This is a genomic window from Streptomyces sp. SP18BB07, assembly GCF_036322545.1.
GTDB lineage: Bacteria > Actinomycetota > Actinomycetes > Streptomycetales > Streptomycetaceae > Streptomyces > Streptomyces deccanensis.
The window spans coordinates 102,315-119,576 of sequence record NZ_JAQYWT010000324.1 but is presented as its reverse complement, the minus strand read 5'-3'; the positions used below and the strand labels follow the sequence as shown (position 1 = coordinate 119,576).

General features: G+C 72.5%; 16 protein-coding genes and 1 tRNA gene. 9 read left to right on the top strand and 8 right to left on the bottom strand.

Translation table 11 applies throughout. From position 1 onward, the window contains the following. Positions 1 to 4: 4 nt before the first annotated feature. From PUR53_RS24410 to PUR53_RS24400, 3 genes are all read left to right on the top strand, one after another. On the top strand, positions 5 to 1,249 hold the full coding sequence (locus PUR53_RS24410; RefSeq protein ID WP_329909644.1) for an LLM class flavin-dependent oxidoreductase: 1,245 nt from the start codon (positions 5 to 7) through the stop codon (positions 1,247 to 1,249). Positions 1,250 to 1,269: 20 nt separating this feature from the next. Then, positions 1,270 to 2,649, top strand: a complete 1,380-nt coding sequence (locus PUR53_RS24405) for an NtaA/DmoA family FMN-dependent monooxygenase (protein WP_329909643.1) — start codon at positions 1,270 to 1,272, stop codon at positions 2,647 to 2,649. A gap of 118 nt (positions 2,650 to 2,767) precedes the next feature. Continuing rightward, positions 2,768 to 4,129 (top strand): amidohydrolase family protein, encoded by a 1,362-nt coding sequence (locus tag PUR53_RS24400; RefSeq protein WP_329902254.1) that lies wholly within the window; start codon positions 2,768 to 2,770, stop codon positions 4,127 to 4,129. Positions 4,130 to 4,274: 145 nt separating this feature from the next. Here the strand turns inward: PUR53_RS24400 and PUR53_RS24395 are convergent, their stop codons facing one another. The 3 genes from PUR53_RS24395 to PUR53_RS24385 are packed head-to-tail and all read right to left on the bottom strand — an operon-like array spanning position 4,275 to position 5,898. Then, on the bottom strand, positions 4,275 to 4,757 hold the full coding sequence (locus PUR53_RS24395) for a Dps family protein (RefSeq protein ID WP_329902253.1): 483 nt from the start codon (positions 4,755 to 4,757) through the stop codon (positions 4,275 to 4,277). A gap of 14 nt (positions 4,758 to 4,771) precedes the next feature. Next, positions 4,772 to 5,047 carry a WhiB family transcriptional regulator gene (locus tag PUR53_RS24390; RefSeq protein ID WP_319241575.1) on the bottom strand — a complete coding sequence of 92 codons (276 nt, stop codon included), beginning with the start codon at positions 5,045 to 5,047 and terminating at the stop codon, positions 4,772 to 4,774. Positions 5,048 to 5,088: 41 nt separating this feature from the next. Further along, complete coding sequence (locus tag PUR53_RS24385) at positions 5,089 to 5,898, bottom strand: alpha/beta hydrolase (protein ID WP_329902252.1); 810 nt, start codon at positions 5,896 to 5,898, stop codon at positions 5,089 to 5,091. Between the two features lie 185 nt (positions 5,899 to 6,083). On the opposite strand from PUR53_RS24385, the gene PUR53_RS24380 reads away from it, so the two are divergent. After that, positions 6,084 to 6,857: a sulfite exporter TauE/SafE family protein gene (locus tag PUR53_RS24380; protein WP_329902251.1), complete on the top strand. Its 774-nt coding sequence runs from the start codon at positions 6,084 to 6,086 to the stop codon at positions 6,855 to 6,857. A 106-nt stretch (positions 6,858 to 6,963) separates the two neighbouring features. Here the strand turns inward: PUR53_RS24380 and PUR53_RS24375 are convergent, their stop codons facing one another. Next, positions 6,964 to 7,482, bottom strand: a complete 519-nt coding sequence (locus PUR53_RS24375) for a DUF309 domain-containing protein (RefSeq protein ID WP_329902250.1) — start codon at positions 7,480 to 7,482, stop codon at positions 6,964 to 6,966. Positions 7,483 to 7,581: 99 nt separating this feature from the next. On the opposite strand from PUR53_RS24375, the gene PUR53_RS24370 reads away from it, so the two are divergent. After that, positions 7,582 to 7,655 (top strand) — tRNA-Pro (locus PUR53_RS24370). Positions 7,656 to 7,790: 135 nt separating this feature from the next. Further along, positions 7,791 to 9,170, top strand: coding sequence for a DUF5685 family protein (locus tag PUR53_RS24365; protein WP_329902249.1), 1,380 nt, complete (start codon positions 7,791 to 7,793; stop codon positions 9,168 to 9,170). Between the two features lie 71 nt (positions 9,171 to 9,241). Here PUR53_RS24365 and PUR53_RS24360 read toward each other — a convergent pair whose 3' ends face one another. Together PUR53_RS24360 and PUR53_RS24355 are read right to left on the bottom strand one after the other, a co-directional pair. Beyond that, the gene (locus PUR53_RS24360; protein WP_329909642.1) at positions 9,242 to 10,102 is read right to left on the bottom strand and encodes a ribonuclease BN; all 861 of its coding nucleotides are present in this window, start codon (positions 10,100 to 10,102) and stop codon (positions 9,242 to 9,244) included. Between the two features lie 7 nt (positions 10,103 to 10,109). Further along, positions 10,110 to 10,976: an oxygenase MpaB family protein gene (locus tag PUR53_RS24355; RefSeq protein ID WP_329909641.1), complete on the bottom strand. Its 867-nt coding sequence runs from the start codon at positions 10,974 to 10,976 to the stop codon at positions 10,110 to 10,112. A gap of 226 nt (positions 10,977 to 11,202) precedes the next feature. Here PUR53_RS24355 and PUR53_RS24350 point away from each other — a divergent pair, with 226 nt between their 5' ends. From PUR53_RS24350 to PUR53_RS24340, 3 genes are all read left to right on the top strand, one after another. Beyond that, positions 11,203 to 11,865 carry a class I SAM-dependent methyltransferase gene (locus PUR53_RS24350; protein WP_329909640.1) on the top strand — a complete coding sequence of 221 codons (663 nt, stop codon included), beginning with the start codon at positions 11,203 to 11,205 and terminating at the stop codon, positions 11,863 to 11,865. A gap of 142 nt (positions 11,866 to 12,007) precedes the next feature. Then, the gene (locus PUR53_RS24345; protein WP_329909639.1) at positions 12,008 to 13,105 is read left to right on the top strand and encodes a hypothetical protein; all 1,098 of its coding nucleotides are present in this window, start codon (positions 12,008 to 12,010) and stop codon (positions 13,103 to 13,105) included. A 2-nt stretch (positions 13,106 to 13,107) separates the two neighbouring features. Next, complete coding sequence (locus PUR53_RS24340) at positions 13,108 to 14,217, top strand: hypothetical protein (RefSeq protein WP_329909638.1); 1,110 nt, start codon at positions 13,108 to 13,110, stop codon at positions 14,215 to 14,217. Between the two features lie 46 nt (positions 14,218 to 14,263). Here PUR53_RS24340 and PUR53_RS24335 read toward each other — a convergent pair whose 3' ends face one another. Then, a complete protein-coding gene (locus PUR53_RS24335) occupies positions 14,264 to 15,115 on the bottom strand; it encodes a class II glutamine amidotransferase (RefSeq protein ID WP_329902243.1) in 852 nt (283 codons plus the stop codon). Between the two features lie 173 nt (positions 15,116 to 15,288). Further along, a complete protein-coding gene (locus PUR53_RS24330; protein WP_329909637.1) occupies positions 15,289 to 17,214 on the bottom strand; it encodes a helix-turn-helix domain-containing protein in 1,926 nt (641 codons plus the stop codon). Positions 17,215 to 17,262 lie beyond the last annotated feature (48 nt).

The window sequence follows — 17,262 nt, the reverse complement described above, 5'->3', positions numbered from 1 at the left end:
ACCCGTGTCCCCAGCAGCCCCCACCCCCTCCACCTCGTCCTCCTCCACCGCGCCCACTCCGGCACTGCACCTCGCGGTCGCCCTCGACGGCACCGGATGGCACCCCGCCTCCTGGCGAGAGCCGACCGCCCGCCCCCGGGAGGTGTTCACCGCCGGGTACTGGGCCGACCTCGTCGCCGAGGCCGAGCACGGACTGCTCGACTTCGTGACCCTGGAGGACGGCCTCGGCCCGCAGTCCTCGCACTTCCTCGACCCCGACGAACGCACCGACCAGGTCCGCGGCCGCCTGGACGCCGTCCTGATCGCGGCCCGGATCGCCCCCCTCACCCGGCACATAGGCATCGTGCCGACCGTCGTGGCCACCCACACCGAGCCCTTCCACATCTCCAAGGCGATCGCCACCCTCGACCACGTGAGCTCCGGCCGCGCCGGCCTGCGGGTGCAGATCACTGCCCGGCCCAATGAGGCGGCCCACTTCGGCCGCCGGACGATCCCGCGCATCGCGGCCTACGACAGCCCGGACGCCCGGGAGGTGGTGAGCGAGCTGTTCGACGAGGCCGCCGACCACGTCGAGGTCGTGCGCCGCCTCTGGGACAGCTGGGAGGACGACGCCGAGATCCGGGACACAGCCACCGGCCGGTTCATCGACCGCGACAAGCTGCACTACATCGACTTCGAGGGCCGCCACTTCAGCGTCAAGGGGCCCTCCATCACACCCCGCCCGCCGCAGGGCCAGCCCGTCGTGACCGCGCTCGCCCATGACACCGTCCCCTACCGGCTGGTGGCCCGCCAGGCCGACATCGGCTACGTCACCCCGCACGACACCGGCCAGGCGCGCGCGATCGTCGCCGAGATCCGCGCGGAGCAGGCGTCCGCCGGGCGCGCCGACGAGCCGCTGCACCTCTTCGGCGACCTGGTGGTCTTCCTCGACGACGACCCGGCCGAGGCGGCGGCCCGCCGGGAACGCCTCGACACGCTCGCGGGCGAGCCGTACACGAGCGACGCCCGGATCTTCACCGGCAGTCCGACCCAACTGGCGGACCTGTTGCAGGAGTTGGCGAGCGCCGGGCTGTCCGGCTTCCGGCTGCGCCCCGCCGTGCTCGGCCACGACCTCCCGGCGATCACCCGAGCTCTGGTTCCCGAACTCCAACGCCGAGCCGCCTTCCGACGCGGCTACGAGGCCGACACCCTGCGGGGCCTGCTGGGCCTGGCCCGCCCCGCCAACCGCTACGCCGCCGCGACGGCCTGAGCCGGACGGGAGACCCACCCATGAGCAAGCCCCAGAAGTCCACGAACGCCACGAAGCCCCTGAAGCAGATCCACCTGGCCGCCCACTTCCCCGGCGTCAACAACACCACCGTCTGGAGCGACCCCGAGGCAGGCAGTCACATCGATTTCAGCTCCTTCGCGCACTTCGCCCGCACCGCCGAACGCGCCAAGTTCGACTTCCTGTTCCTCGCGGAGGGCCTGCGGCTGCGCGAACAGGGCGGAAAGATCTACGACTTGGACGTCGTCGGACGCCCCGACACCTTCACCGTCCTCGCCGCGCTCGCCGCCGTCACCGAGCGCCTCGGACTGACCGGCACCATCAACTCCACCTTCAACGAGCCCTACGAGGTGGCCCGCCAGTTCGCGAGCCTCGACCACCTCTCCGACGGGCGCGCCGCCTGGAACGTGGTCACCTCCTGGGACGCCTTCACCGGCGAGAACTTCCGCCGGGGCGGATTCCTGCCGCAGGAGGAGCGCTACTCCCGGGCCAAGGAGTTCCTGGCCACGGCCACCGAACTCTTCGACTCATGGGACGGGGACGAGATCGTCGCCGACCAGGAGTCGGGCGTCTTCCTGCGGGACGCCAAGGCCGGGGCCTTCGTCCACACCGGCCTGCACTTCGACATCGAGGGCCGGTTCAACGTCCCGCGCTCACCCCAGGGCAGGCCCGTGATCTTCCAGGCGGGAGACTCGGAGGAGGGCCGCGAGTTCGCCGCGTCGAGCGCCGACGCCATCTTCAGCCGGTACGCGAGCCTGGACGCGGGGCGGGCCTTCTACAGCGACGTCAAGAACCGCCTCGCCCGCCACGGCCGCCGCCACGACCAACTGCTGATCCTGCCCGCGGCCACCTTCGTCCTGGGCGACACCGACGCCGAGGCCGCGGAACTCGCCAGGGAGGTACGCCGGCTCCAGGTCAGCGGCGCCACCGCCATCAAGCACCTGGAGTTCGTCTGGAACCGGGACCTGTCCTCCTACGACCCCGACGGCCCCCTCCCCGACATCGACCCGGACACCGGGGACACGCACATCTCCAAGGGCCGCGCCCAGGTGCGGATGTACCGCGACCCGCTCGCCACCGCCCGGGAATGGCGGGAGCTCGCCGCCGCCAACGGCTGGTCCATCCGCGACCTCGTCATCGAGACCGGCAACCGCCAGAGCTTCGTCGGCTCGCCCGAGACCGTCGCGCGGACCATCAACGACTACGTCCAGTCCGACGCCGCCGACGGTTTCATCCTCGTCCCCCACATCACCCCCGCCGGCCTCGACCCCTTCGCCGACAAGGTCGTCCCGCTCCTCCAGGAACAGGGCGTCTTCCGCACGGACTACGAGGGCACAACCCTCCGCGACCACTTGGGCCTGGCCCCACTGCCCCGCTCGTAGCCCCCGACCGACCGGGCCACCGGCCACCGTCGGCCGGGTCATGTGGAGCATCCGTGAGGTCACCGCATACTGACATTCCGTCAGTTCTTATGCGGACCCATCTCTGGGAGGAATGGCGATGACCACACGGATGCTCCTGCGCTCGGGCCATGTCGTCAGCATGGATCCGGCCGTCGGTGACCTGCCCCGGGGCGACATCCTCATCGAGGACGGCACGATCACGGCGGTCGAGCCGGAGATCGACGCGGACGTGGACGCCGAGGTGCTCGACATGACCGGCCGTATCGTCGTCCCCGGCTTCGTCGACACCCACCGCCACACCTGGGAGGCCCCGATCCGGGGCTGCGCCCCCGACGCCACCCTCGACGACTACTTCGTCGACGTCCTCGACACCTTCGCGCCCGTCTTCACCCCGGAGGATGTGTACGCGGGCAACCTGGCCGGCACCCTGGAGTGCCTCAACGCGGGCATCACCACCCTCGTCGACTGGTCCCACATCAACAACACGCCCGAGCATCCGGACGCCGCGATCCAGGCGCTGAAGGAGACCGGCATCCGGGCCCAGTACGCGTACGGCAGCGCCAACACCTCCCTCACCGACTACTGGTTCGACAGCAGGATCGCGGTACCCGGCGACGACGTACGCCGGATCCGTGCCGAGCACTTCGCCTCCGACGGGGGCCTGCTCACCATGGCCCTGGCCACCCGGGGCCCCGGCTTCTGCACCGACGACGTGGTCCAGCAGGAGTGGGACCTCGCCCGCGAGCTGGGCATCCCGATCACCGTGCACGTCGCCATGGGCCGCCTCGCCGGACGCTTCGGCATGGTCAGGCGACTGCACCAGATGGGCCTGCTCGGCCCCGACACGACCTACGTCCACTGCTGCTACCTGGGTGAGGACGAGTGGCGGATGGTGGCCGACAGCGGCGGAACGGTCTCCATCGCCGCCCAGGTGGAGACCCAGATGGGGCACGGCTGGCCGCCGGTGTCACAGGCGATCGAACACGGACTGCGGCCGTCCCTGAGCATCGACGTCGTCACCACCGTGCCCGGCGACATGTTCACCCAGATCCGCGCCGCCTTCGGCGCCGAACGCGCCCGCGTCAACGCCGACTGCTGGCAGGCCAACCTCCCCGTCCCCGCCAGCATGTTGACGGCTCGTCAGATGCTGGAGATCGCCACGCTCAACGGCGCCCACGTGGCCGGCCTGGAGGACCGTACCGGCTCCCTCACCCCGGGCAAGCGCGCCGATGTCGTAGCCCTCGACGCCACCGCCCTCAACATGGCGCCCGTGCACGACGCGACCGCCGCCGTGACGCTCAGCGCGGACGTCTCCAACGTGGAGACGGTCATCGTCGACGGCGTGATCCACAAGCGCGACGGCAGGCTGCTCGCCGACGTCGACCGGGCCCGTCGCCTGGTCGAGGAGTCACGCGACCGGCTGCTCGCGGCCGTGGCGGCCGGAAAGCGCGCCACCTGACGAACCGTGCGACACGCCGGACCGCCGAGGCCCCCGACCGCCGTGCGCGGTCGGGGGCCTCGGCGGTCCGGTCATCGGCAAGGCAGGTCGGGGGTGGCCGGTGCCGGACCGGCTCGGTGCGCCGACGTCGCGGGCCGTGCCGCCGTCAGTCCTCGCGCGGCCAGTTCTCGGCCTCGAACATCCAGCGCTGCTTCTCCAACTCGTAGGTCAGTGAGATCAGCAGGTCCTGGGTGACCTTGTCGGCCTCCTCGGTCGCGTCGATCCGCTCCCGCAGCCGCCCGATCGCCGCCTCCAGCGCCTCGACCAGCATCCGTACGACCTCGGTGTCCCGCAGCCAGCCCTCCTTCGGCCCCTGCAGGTCGAACCGTGCCGCCACGGTCTCCGGCCGGCCGTCCGGGGAGACCCCGATGGCGGCCGCGCGTTCGGCGACCTGATCGGCGTAGGACCGTGTCGTGGACACCACCTCGTCGAGCTGGAGGTGGATCGAGCGGAACCTCGGTCCCACGATGTTCCAGTGGGCCTGCTTACCGATCAGCGAGAGCCCCAGCAGATCCACCAGGCTCTCCTGCAGCGCGTCGCCCGCGATCCGGCGGGCGGGCTCGGGAAGCGTGCTCCTCACCATCGTCATCTACGCGTCACTCCTCATCGCTTCGTTCCGGCGAGTGCCTCGTGCCGAGCGGCGTCGGCGCTCCCGGTTCTGCGGAGCAGATCGGTGCGTTCCTCCTCGCCCATGCCGCCCCACACGCCGGCCGTCTGCCCGTTGCCGAGCGCCCACATGAGGCACTCGCGGCGCACCGGGCAGCGGCCGCAGACGCGTTTGGCGGCGGCGACGTCGTCCAGCGCCGGTCCTGTGGTGCCCACGGGGAAGAACAGTTCGGGGTCCTCTCCCACGCAGGCCGCTCTCCGCAACCACTCCATGCGGGGCCGGGTGCCCAGGGCGGACGACGGAAAACGCGGGCTCAGCGACCCAGTACGCCGTCCACGAACTCCTTGACGTCCGTGAGTACTTCGTCCCGGTTCGTCTCGTTGAACACCTCGTGCCGGGCGCCCGGATAGACGCGCTCGGTCCACTCGGTGCCCCGGAGATCCTCGATCCCCGTACGGCTGCCGGGCAGCGGCACGATCCGGTCGTCGTCGCCGTGCAGCCACAGCAGCGGCAGCGGACCGAGGGTCCCACCCTTCGAGATCGTCTCCAGGGCGCGGTCGATGGCCTCCAGCGTCGGCCGCTTGAACGGGCCGTGCCACACCAGCGGATCCTTCGCGTACGTGGCACCGACCGCCATGTCCCGCGAGAGCAGCTTCGGATCGAGCGGCACCTCGGGCACCTCGGGCGGCGCGAGCAGCGCCCGCAGCGGCTCCCAGATCCCGATCAGCGGCCCGGACAGCACGACCGCCGCGAGCCCCGCACCGTACCGCTGGGCGTACCGCGCCCCGATCAGACCGCCCATGGAGTGACCGATCAGCACCACCGGCAGCCCCGGGTACGCCGCCCGCGCCAGCACCTCCACGGCGTGCACATCGGTGACCACGGCCTCGAAGTCCTCGATCAGCACCCGCTCGCCCGCCGACCTGCCGTGCCCCATGTGATCGGGGCCGAACACCGCCGCGCCGTGCCGCACCAGCGCGTCGGCCACATGCTCGTACCGGCCGATGTGCTCCCCGTAGCCGTGCACCAGGAGCACGACGTACCGCGCCCCCTCGCACGGCCATTCCCTCGCGGTGACACCGCCCCGCGTACCGGCGAAGCTGTGCTCGCGCGAGTCGGCCATGACTCCTCCAACTACGTCGGTGAAGGTACCCGGGGGATCTTGCCAGCCCACCGAACGATGGTCCATGGGCCGTCCGGGGCCAAAGCGCCGCCCCGGCGGCAGGGCACGGGACGCCCCGGCGGCAGGGTCAACTGGCGAGACGGTCCTGTCGGCCGCCGATAGCTGCGCATAGCATCGGACCCCGCATGAACACGATGACTCTCTGGCACCTGTCCACGGCCGAGTTCGCGGCCCTCGCCTTCGCCGCCCTGCTCGTCGGCTTCTCCAAGACCGCCGTGAGCGGTGCCAACACGGTCAGCCTCGCGATCTTCGCCGCCGTCCTGCCCGCCCGCGCCTCGACCGGCGTACTCCTGCCGATCCTCATCGTCGGCGACGTCCTCGCGGTGCTCACCTACCGCAGGCACGCCCACTGGCCCACCCTCTGGAAGCTCTTCCCGGCGGTGGGCGCGGGCGTGCTCCTCGGCACGCTGTTCCTGGTCTGGGCCGACGACGGAATCGTCCGCACCTCCATCGGCGCGATCCTGCTGCTGATGTCGGCCGTGACGATCTGGCGCCGCCGCACGGCCGACAAGGACGACGAACCCGACGCGATCACCACCCGCGCCGGCCGCGCGAAGGCCCGCTCGTACGGCGTCCTCGGCGGCTTCACCACCATGGTCGCCAACGCCGGCGGCCCCGTGATGTCCATGTACCTGCTCTCGGCGGGCTTCCGGAAGCTCGGCTTCCTGGGCACCTCGGCGTTCTTCTTCCTCATCGTCAACGTCTCCAAGGTCCCCTTCAGCGTGGGCCTCGGCCTCATCGACGCGCACTCACTACTACTGGACGCCGCGCTCGCCCTGTTCGTCGTTCCGGGCGCGTTCCTCGGCAAGTGGGCGGTGAGCCGCATCAACCAGAAACTGTTCGAACAACTGGTGATCGCGGCGACGATCGTCGGCGGCCTACAACTACTGCTCCGCTGACCCTGAAAAGCACGGGGCGCAGCCCCTGCTTTTCAGGGGCGCGGGGACCTGCGCGAGAAGCCCCACCGGACCCGCACCCGACAACGAACCCCCGCTCGCACCCCCTCTAGTCACCCCGCAACCGCGGCGCCCACGCCCCCGCGTCAACCGCCTCCCCACCCCCCTCCACGACACCGGCCAAGCGCCGCGCCCACGCTCCCACTCCCGCCAGATCAACCCCGTAGGGTCGTGGCCGACCACTCCCGGCGCCCCACTCCTCCACCGCCCCGGCCCCGCGCCGCAACAGCCGCGCCCCGCCCTTGACGTTCCCGCGCGCCGAGTGCGTGAGCCCCACCGCGAGCTGGGCGAGGCCGCGCCACAGCGCGCGCTCCTCGTCCGGCCCGGACTTCCAGGCGTCCTCGAAGACCTCGTGCGCGTGGAACGGCTTCCCCGCGTCCAGCAGCGCCTGCGCCTCGACGACCGTCTCCTCGGGGTCACGCACCACCCCCTCGGGCTGCCGCTCCACCCCCGGCGCCCCGTACGGCAACGGGCGCCCCAGCCCGTCCCGGGGCCGCGCGCTCCGCGCCCGCCCCTCCTCGTCCCGGTCCCGCTCCGGCGCCGTCCCGTCCTCCGCTGTCCCGCTCATGCCTCGATTGTCCCTCGCCGCTCACCGGCCGCGGGGCAGTGGCCGACGTACGGTAAAGTTCTCAGTGCGCGATCACGCGGTTCCCCGCGGGCAGCGCACCGGGACGTGGCGCAGCTTGGTAGCGCACTTGACTGGGGGTCAAGGGGTCGCAGGTTCAAATCCTGTCGTCCCGACTTGAAAGAGTCGCGGATCAGGGGCTGTTTCGGAGTTATCCGAAACAGCCCCTTGATCATTGTTGGCGTCATACGTGGTTGACGTCCGGTCCGTCCAGCGGTGTCCGGGTAGCGGTGTCTACGGGGGGAACTTCGGTGTTCGGGATCATCAGGCCATGCCGTCATCGTCTGGGCGAGGGCATGCGCACCGAGTGGATGGCGCACCTGTGTGGGCTGTGCCTGGCGCTGCGCGGCGAGTACGGACAGTTCGCGCGGGTGGCCACCAACTACGACGGTCTGATCGTCTCGGTGCTGACCGAGGCGCAGTCGGAGCGCACCGGCGACTGGCGGCGCGACGCCGGCCCCTGCCCGCTGCGCGGGATGCGGTCGGCGAACGTGGCGCAGGGCGAGGGCGCGCGGCTGGCGGCGACGGTCTCGTTGGTGCTGGCGGCGGCGAAGATACGTGACCATGTGGCCGACGGCGACGGCCTGTTGGGACGCCGTCCGGTGACGCTGGCGGCACGCCGCGTCGCCCACGGCTGGGACCGCGCGGGCGCCGCGGGCGGCGAACGTCTCGGCTTCGACACCGAGGTCATGCTCGCCGCGGTCGAACGCCAGCCGGAGATCGAGCGGACGACCGGTCCCGGCGGCTCGCTGCTGAGGGTCACGGAGCCCACGGAGACGGCGACCGCCGCGGCCTTCGCCCACACCGCCGTGCTCGCCGACCGCCCGGGCAACGCCGGACCGCTGGCGGAGGCAGGCCGTCTGTTCGGTCGCCTGGCGCACCTGCTGGACGCGGTGGAGGACCTCGACGCCGACGAGGCGTCGGGCGCGTGGAACCCGATCGCCGTGACCGGCGCGGACCGCGCCGAGGTGCGCCGGCTCTGCGACGACGCCGTTCACGGGATCCGACTGGCCCTGTCCGACACCGAGTTCGTCGACGGCCGGTTGGCCCAGACCCTTCTGGGCGACGAGCTGCAGCGTGCCGTCGACCGCGTCTTCGACCCGCGGCACCGCCACCACCAGCGCCGCCACCAGGCACGGGGCCCGCGCATGCTGCCCTGGCTGGGGCGCCGGAACCTGACGGAGCCGTCCGCGGAGACCGCCGCAGGCGCGACCTGTGGCGTCGGGGCGCTCGCGGGCGTGGCCCCGGAGGCCGCCGCGATGGCGTCGGGTCGGCCACGGGAAGGGGAGTGCCGGCGCTGTGGCCGCTGGCGCCAGTTGTGCGGCCGGTGCGGGCTGTGCCTCAGCTGCTGCACCTGCGACGACGACGCCGGCCCGGACGAAGGGGAGCCCTGGCAGTTCGGTGAGGGAAACCGCGGCGGCTCGGGCCAGAACGGCTCCGGGGGCGACGGCTGGTTCGGAGGCCAGGGCAGCGGCAACTCGGGCGGATCCTCCGGTGGGTCCGGTGGGTCCGGTGGGTCGGGCGGGTCTGGCGGGTCTGGCGGTTCCGGTGGTGGTTCGGGTGACGGCTGCGGCGGTGGTGGCGGTGGCTGCTGCAACCCGTGCAAGTGCTGCTGCGATTGCTGCGACTGAACGGCCGACGACTCGGGCGAGCCCCTGGGGCCGCCCGGAGGGTCGGCGGGCGGGGCCGACGATGATCCAGATCAACCGTGTCGACGCCGCGTCTCGTGCACATGGCGACCCAGCAGCGCGCCGCCGAACACCACGAAGCCGACACCGATGAGCCAGGACTGGATGATCAGAACGGTGCCGACCGCCCCATAGGTGATCGCGTTGCTCACGATCAGTGGTGAGAACACCTGGTCCGAGAACCAGCGCAGGCCACCCAGGCCCGCCAACGTGGCCACCGCGCCCGGGAGCAGGGCGCCCCACGGCACCCGCTCGCCCAGCAGGAAGTGCTGGCCCCACCAGAAGAACAGCACCCCGAACAGCGAGACGAGCATGATCCGCACGGCCGACTGTGCCGCGCCGTCCCGCAGTAGCGCCCCGCTCCGCGTCTCGGCCAGCAGGTATCCCGTGAGCGCGGCGAGCCACACGACGCGGCGCCACACATGGTGCCAGGGGCCGGCGGGCACTTCCCAGATCCTCTCGTAGCCGTTCTGCACACTCGCGGCGAAGGTGACGCCGAACAGCGCGACGAGCAGCCCACTGAGGACGCTGGTCGCGCTCAGCACCCTGCGAGGTGTGGCGAACAGTTCGAGCACCGCGTCCGCCGGGCGCCCGGACAGGCTCATCGCGTCGATCACCCACAGGGCGAAGCCGCGTTCCTGGATGGGGAGCGCCGCCGCCACGACGATCAACAGGGGGACCAGCGTCACGAGGCCGAACGCGGAGAACCCCATGGCCCGGTGCAGCAGTTCCAGTTCCTTCCCGTGCTGCCAGAGCCGTCCGAAGGGCGAGGCGTGCCACCGGGCGCGCAGCCGATGGTGGTGCGGCCGGGCCCGCGGTCGATGGTGGTGCGGTTGCGGCTCCCGCGCGGAGCCGGAGCCGGAGGGGTCGGTCACGTGTGCCTCACTTCCCGGGGCTCCCGGAGGGGCGGGACGGGGCCATCGCCCAGCGGATGGTCCGCGTCACGGCCTGGCCGGTGGGGCGTACGGCGAGGTTCTCGACGACCGGCACGCGGGGCAGCCACAGCATGCCGCGGGCCCAGGGCGGCAGCAGTGCGACGGCGTTCACGGCCAGGGCGCCGTAGAAGGGCCGTACCGCGAGGGGCAGGGGAGGCTGGAACAGCAGGAAGCGGGCGGCGGCCCTGGCCTCGGGCGTGGCCCGCAGCTCAGGCCGGTAGGCGAACAGGCGCTCGAACAGCTCGCGGCGGTCACGCGGCGGGTCGGCCACCCCCAGTGCCTCTGCGACGCGTCCGGTGTCGGCGACATAGGCGTCGTAGCCGTCGGCGTCCAGTGGATGGGCTCCGTAGCGCTCGTGGGCGCGCAGGAAGCTGTCCGTCTCGGCGGCGTGCACCCAGCCGAGCAGATGCGGATCGGCCGCGTGGTAGGGCACCCCCTCGTCCGTCGTCCCCCGGATCCGCTCGTGGATGCCACGGACGCGATCGACCGCGCGCTGGGCGTCGTCGGCGGTGCCGTAGGTGGTCATGGCCAGGAAAGTGCTGGTGCGCTGCAGTCGGCCCCACGGGTCGCCGCGGTAACCGGAGTGCCCGGCCACCGCCGCCATGGCGAGCGGGTGGAGGGACTGCAGCAGCAGTGCGCTCAACCCGCCGATGAACATCGAGGCGTCACCGTGCACCGTGCGGATCGGACGGTCGGGCCCGAACCAGCGCGGTCCGGGGGTGTCGTGTATACGGGCCCGTACCGCCGGTCCGTCGGGCCCAGCGACACGGCGGAACAGGGCCTGGCTCAGTTGGTCACGGACTACGGTCAGCATGCTCGGCCTCCCCTTCTTCCTCTGCCAGTGTCCGACACACCATCCCGAAACAGGGCATAACGGCGCGTTCTGTCGACGGGGGCCGTGTCGAGCGGGGGAGGCGGTTGCAGGGGTGAAAGGTCGCCCGGTACCGCTCGGCCTTCGCCGGCACTCCGGTCACGGTGACGTACGCCCGTTACGCCCGTACGCCCGTTACGCCCGTACTCCAGGAGCTACTGTCACGCGCATGGTCGAACACGATGCTCTCCGCGCCACCCGCGAGGCCTACGACGCCGCTGCCGCCACCTACGCGCAGCTGTTCCACGACTCGCTGCGTGAACGTCCCCTGGACCGCGCGCTGTTGAGTGCCTTCGCCGAGATGGTCAGGGCGACCGGAGACGGCCGGGTCGCGGACCTGGGGTGCGGGCCCGGCCATGTCACCGCTCATCTGGCCGAGTTGGGGCTGGCGGCGTTCGGGATCGACGCCTCTCCCGCGATGATCGAGCTGGCTCGACAGGCCCACCCGGGGCTGCGGTTCGACGTGGGCTCGATGGCCGCGTCGGACATCCCCGACGGCGAGCTGGACGGCGTACTCGCCCGATGGTCCGTCATCCACACTCCACCTCGTGAACTCCCCGCCGTCCTGGTCGAGTTCCACCGGGTACTGGCCCCCGGCGGCCACCTGCTGATCGGCTTCTCGGCGACCGACGGCCCGGCCCACTCCACGCAGGTCTTCGACCACGCCGTCGCGCCCGCCTACCGGTGGTCGCCCGATCACCTCGCCGCGATGTTGCGCGAGGCGGGACTGGCCGAAGTGGCCCGGCTGGTGCGCGAGCCGGAGCCCACCGACGCACGGCAGTTCCAGGAGGTCCACCTGCTCGCCCGCAAGGACTCGACCGCGCCCGCCTGACGGGACGGCGGGCCTCCAGAGGGGCCCGTGTTCGGCCGGATGCGGTCTGTGCACGGAGGGGCGAACCCCAGTAGTTTGTGCGATCCGGCACCCGGCGCGGGCGTACCCGCCGTGCTGGAGCTGCCGCGTCCTGGGGGGTCTCGTGAACGGTCTCCGTGCGGTCATCGTCTGCCTGGTGATCACGTGCGCCGCGGGGACGCCACCCGCCGCCCTGGCCTCACCCGCCACCCCGCCGTCACCCACCGTGGGCGGGCCGCCGGCCGCAAGGCCGAGCTGGTCGGCGCTGGCGGTGCCGGCGGCCGCCCCACCGGTGGCCGTGGCCGATCTCGCCGCCCGCGGGCCGCGCGAGGCCTGGGCGACCGGGTCCGAGCACGCCGCCGACGGACCGCGGCCCACGCTGTACCGGTGGGACGGCACGACCTGGGGCCGTGACACCACCTTCCCCGGCGCCGACGATGTGGGCCGGCTCGGCAAGGTGCAGTTCGTCGACGACGAGGTGTGGATCCTCCACGAACGCGCCGGGGCGGGGGAGATCCTGCGCCGGTCGGCGGGCGCGTGGAGTGCCGTACCGCTGCCGCAGACCCTGCGCGTCCACCAGGACTTCACCGCCGTACCGGGCGCGACCTGGGTGGTCGGCGAGGACGACACCGGACCGAAGGTGCTGCGCCACGACGGTTCCGGCTGGACCGAGCAGCCCACCCCGGACGGTGTGCTGTACCTGATGGGGATCACCGCGCGCACCGCCGACGACGCCTGGGCCTGGGCGGACACCACCACCGGCACCACCGTCCTGCGCTGGGACGGCACGGCGTGGCGCGACGCGAACGTGCCGCTGCCGCCGAACAGCAACGTGCACACCATCCTGCTCGAACCGTCGGGCCGGGTCACCCTCGGCGGCAGCCAGTACACCGACGGCGTGGTCACCACCTACCTGATGACCTTCGACGGGCACACCTGGCGCACCACCCACCCACCGCTGGGCGACACCTACACCGAGGGCATGGTGCGCGGCCCGGACGGCGCGCTGTGGCTGCCCGTGCGCAGCGACCGCGCCTTCCAGTCGAAGTACGCGCGGGTGGAAGGGCGGCGCACCACCTACTCCTACGGCCCCGAGCGTACGAACGCGATCGTCGTCAGACCGCGGGCCCTGGCGAAGGCCGGGCCCGGGCTGCTGGCCTTCGGGACCGTCGAGATCTACGGCTCCCAACCGAACCTGATGAGCGAGCGGCTGGGAGGCTGACCATGGCACGCCGTCTTCTCGTCACCGCTCTCGCCGCCACCCTGGCCTTCCTGGTCCTCATGACGGCGGCCACGGCGGACACCCTGTCCTGGCGACACGTTCCGGTCCCGGCCCAGGTGCGCCCCCAGGCCGGGCTGAACGAGGCCGTGGCGTTCGGGCCGGACCGGGCGTGGGCGGTGGGCGCCGACGCCGTCGGCCGCGAGGCGCCGGGCTTCCCGCTGGTCCTGCGCTGGGACGGAACCGCCTGGCAGCGCCACACGCTGACCGGGATCGGCTGGCAGGGAGAGCTGCTGTCCGTCGCCGCGACCTCACCGACCGAGGTCTGGGCGGTCGGCCGCGACGCGGCGGGCGGCGCCCGGCTGCTCCGCCACGACGGCACCGCCTGGCGCGAGAGCCGCCCGCCGAGCGGTGTCGTCCTGACCAAGGCGGTCGCCGGTGGCGGTGAGACCTGGCTGATCGGTTCCCGGGACGGCGCCCAGGTGCTGCTGCGCTGGGACGGACGCGGCTGGCGCGACCTGCCGGTGCCGCCGGGAGCGGTGTACGGCCTGCACATCCTGGCGGCCGACGACGTCTGGGCCGCCGGTGCCACCGCCTCGGGCGCGGCCGTGTCGCACTGGGACGGCCGGGCGTGGCAGCAGACGATCGTGGACGGGTTCCCGCGCTCGGCCGTCGGCAGTGTGCTGGCGGTCTCGCCGACGGAGGTGTGGGCGGGCGGCACGGCCGGATTCGTCGGCGGGCCCGTGGGGCGGCCGATTCCGCCGCTGCTGCTCCGCTTCGACGGACAGACGTGGAACCGGGTGACCATGCCCACCGACTTCGGTGGGATCACGTCGATGACGGCCACCACGTCCGGCGCACTGGGCTGGGTGGCGGTGTCCCGGTCCCAGAAGTGGGGCCCGCCGGGCAGCAATCCGCCGTTGGTCTCCGGGCCGGACCTCCTCGCCTGGGACGGGCAGACGTTCACCGGGTACGACGAACCGACGGTGGCGGGGGAGGGCGGCTCCTCGCTGCTGCGGCTGGCACCGGTGCCGGGCACCGGGACGGTGTGGTCGGTCGGCCGCGCCGACGGCCCCGAGGGCACCTTCGCACCGCGCGTCCTGCGCTACGGCTGACAGCGGAGACGGGGCCGGACGGGGGACAGGGGGCCCGGGGGCCCGGTCACACCCGAGTTCTGCCCGCCACGGGCTGCGGGGTGAAGGAACGCAGCAGGTCCGCGCCGGGCCGGACCATGCCGTAGCTGCTCTCGGGGACCTCGTTCCAGGCGCCGGGCAGATCGCCGAGGGGCTCGGAGACGATGAGTCGGGTCTCGTCGGAGACCTCCCGCAGGAAGGCCAGGTCGGGGTGGAGCGAGCGCAGCGTCTCCACCCGGGTGCTGTAGAAGAGCGAGCGTGACGTCTTCTGGCTGGAGTAACGGAAGGCCCACAGCGACTGACCGTCCGTGACGGCCACCGTCATCTGCAGCGGGTACTCCACCCCGTGCTCGTGCCCGACCTGCTCCACCAGACCCGCCATCCGCGCGACGGCACCCGGAGGGTCCTCCTCCAGACCGAAGGTCAGCGCCAGGTGGAACATCAGCTCGGAGTCCGTGGACCCCTCGATGTAGGCGAAGAGCTCCGGGTCGACGGCCAGGGAGAGATCCCGCCGGACCAGGTGGAAGTCGGCGATCGCCCCGTTGTGCATCCACATCCAGCGGCCGTGCCGGAACGGATGGCTGTTGGTCTGCTGCACCGCCGTACCGGTCGAGGCCCGGATGTGGGCGAAGAACAGCGGGGAGCGGACGTGGTCGGCGATCTCCCGCAGGTTGCGGTTGCTCCAGGCCGGACCGATGTCGCGGAAGACCGCCGGGGTCTCCAGATCCGGCGAGTACCAACCGACGCCGAACCCGTCACCGTTGGTGGTCTCCACGCCCAGCCGCGAGTGCAGACTCTGGTCGATCAGGGAGTGCGTCGGCCTGTAGAGAATCGTGTCGAGCAGGATCGGCGTTCCCGAGTAGGCGAGCCACCGGCACATCGACCAACCACCTCCGCCGAGCGGGTCGAACGGGCAACCAGCATTCCCATGGTCGTGCGACCGCCCGTTGATCGCCACACGACGGGACCCACCGTGCCCGCGGGCACGCGCCTCTGCCTGCACGCGCCTCTGCCTGCATGCGTCCCTGCACGCACGCGTCCGTGTGCCCACGCTCAGCTCCGATAACCCCGCAGTTTCCGGTACAGCGTGGCGCGGGCGATGCCCAGGGAGGCCGCCGTGCGGGCCTTGTTGCCGCCGTTGCGGCGCAGGGCCTCCAGGATGGCGGAGCGTTCGGCGTGTTCCATGGGGCTGAGCCGCCGGGTGGCAGGGCCCTCGCGGAGGTGGTCCGGCAGTTCGGCGCGGCGGACGGGGCCCGACGCACGCCGCTGTTCCGCCAACGCCCGGACGACATGGACCAGTTCGGTGACGTTGCCGGGCCACGGATGCCGTTCCAGGGCGCGCAGGGCGTCCAGTGTCCAGGTCAGCGGGGGCTGCCCGGGGGCCGGCTTCGGAGCCAGAGCCGTCAGCAACTCCCTGATGTCCTCCGGGCGTTCACGCAACGCGGGCAGGCTGACCGTGCGGGCGGCCAGGGTGTCCAGGAGCCGCTGGAGACAGGGACCCGGGGGCGCTCCGGGGGTGTAGGTGGCCAACAGGGGGGTGCCCGGATGCGTTTCCAGCAGTGAGTTGAGGGTCGCGGTGTCGGCCTGCGCGAGGCGCTCGGCGTGGCGGATGAGAAGGGCGTGTCCTTCCTTCAACGCCTCGACGACAGAGCCGAGTTCACCCTCCGCCGCGTCGACGACCAGCAGCTCGGGTGCCAGTTCGTGGGCCAGCGCGGTCTTACCGGTGCCGCGTTCGCCCACCAGCAGCAGCGGCTCCGGTGACCTGGCCAGCTCCGTGGCGCGACCGACCGCGTGCCGCCACGGCACCGAGTGCCCGGCCAGCGCCACGACATCCCGCCCGACCGGCGCGACGGCGTCGGCGCCGAGCGGCTCCAGTACGGCCACCGCGCCGATCACCGCGCCACGGTGCGACACCGGGTCGACCGTCGCGGAACACCGAACGCTGTCCGGAAGCCGAACCCGATACACGCCGGCGTCCATGCCGGCCCCGACCGGGACCGCACCCCACGCCGTCGCACGCACGTCAGAGGCCGTGCCGCTCTCGACCAGGGCTTCGCCCGGCGCGGTCTTTGCCACGTCCGAAGCCGTGCCCGTCCCCACCAGCGCTTCACCAGGCGCCGGTTCCCCCGCCGGGACCGTCGCCGCCCGGCCCTCCACGTCCCGCAGCAGCGCGATCACGCCCCGCTCCAACGCCTCCAGCCCCTCCGGTGACAACAGCCGCCCCGCGGCCTCGCTCACCAGCCGGTTGCGGCCGTCGAGGGCGACCACCGCCCGCCCCCGCTCCCGCGCGGCCCGCAGGTACGCGTCCAGCAGGACCCGCTCGGCCGGCCGCGACCGCGCCAGGAGTTCCGCTTCCACGGCACCGGCGGCCGCCTCGGCGAGCGATGCCCACGGATGCGGCGCGCACTCGGCGTACAACGCGGAGGTGACCGTCACCGTGCCGACCGTCCGCCCGGTCTCCGGCCCGAGCACGGGCACGCTGACCGCGGACACGTCCTGCCACAGGTCGAGGAAGTGCTCCGGGCCGTGCACCTCGGCGCGGCGGCGGGTACGCAGTGCCAGCGCCGCGCTGTTGTGGCCGACCAGCTGCTCGGAGAGGTCCCCGCGGCACGGATCGCCCGGCGCGCACCCGGCCGCCCACAGCACCCGCAACCGCTCGTCGGTCAGCAGGAGCGCCGTTCTCCCGGTACCCACGGCGGGGGCCAGCCGTTCGAGCACCGGCCGCGCCGCAGTCAACAGGTCCGACTCGTCCGGCCGTACGCCACCGCGGAGTTCGCCCTCGGGCCGTACGCGGTCGGGTCGCTCGTCCTCAGGCCGTACGCCGTCGTGTCGTACGCCGAAGAACCGGGCACGCCTCCAGGCGGCGACGATCTCCTCCGGGACCCCGTCCGGCAGTTGGCGTCCTTCGAGGAACGACTGACGGGCCCTGCGCAGCGACGCCAGGGCGGGGGCGACGGGAAGATGCTCTGCGGTGGTCACGACGCCACTCACCGTACCCGGCGAGGTTGAAGAGGCAACAACCCCCCT

Bases quoted from the DNA above. Each gene is read 5' to 3' on its own strand.
- PUR53_RS24355 (WP_329909641.1), bottom strand. From the start codon at position 10,976: ATGCTGACCGTAGTCCGTGACCAACTGAGCCAGGCCCTGTTCCGCCGT.
- PUR53_RS24380 (WP_329902251.1), top strand. From the start codon at position 6,084: ATGAACACGATGACTCTCTGGCACCTGTCCACGGCCGAGTTCGCGGCC.
- PUR53_RS24335 (WP_329902243.1), bottom strand. From the start codon at position 15,115: ATGTGCCGGTGGCTCGCCTACTCGGGAACGCCGATCCTGCTCGACACG.
- PUR53_RS24350 (WP_329909640.1), top strand. From the start codon at position 11,203: ATGGTCGAACACGATGCTCTCCGCGCCACCCGCGAGGCCTACGACGCC.
- PUR53_RS24375 (WP_329902250.1), bottom strand. From the start codon at position 7,482: ATGAGCGGGACAGCGGAGGACGGGACGGCGCCGGAGCGGGACCGGGAC.
- PUR53_RS24385 (WP_329902252.1), bottom strand. From the start codon at position 5,898: ATGGCCGACTCGCGCGAGCACAGCTTCGCCGGTACGCGGGGCGGTGTC.
- PUR53_RS24390 (WP_319241575.1), bottom strand. From the start codon at position 5,047: ATGGAGTGGTTGCGGAGAGCGGCCTGCGTGGGAGAGGACCCCGAACTG.
- PUR53_RS24400 (WP_329902254.1), top strand. From the start codon at position 2,768: ATGACCACACGGATGCTCCTGCGCTCGGGCCATGTCGTCAGCATGGAT.
- PUR53_RS24405 (WP_329909643.1), top strand. From the start codon at position 1,270: ATGAGCAAGCCCCAGAAGTCCACGAACGCCACGAAGCCCCTGAAGCAG.
- PUR53_RS24340 (WP_329909638.1), top strand. From the start codon at position 13,108: ATGGCACGCCGTCTTCTCGTCACCGCTCTCGCCGCCACCCTGGCCTTC.
- PUR53_RS24395 (WP_329902253.1), bottom strand. From the start codon at position 4,757: ATGACGATGGTGAGGAGCACGCTTCCCGAGCCCGCCCGCCGGATCGCG.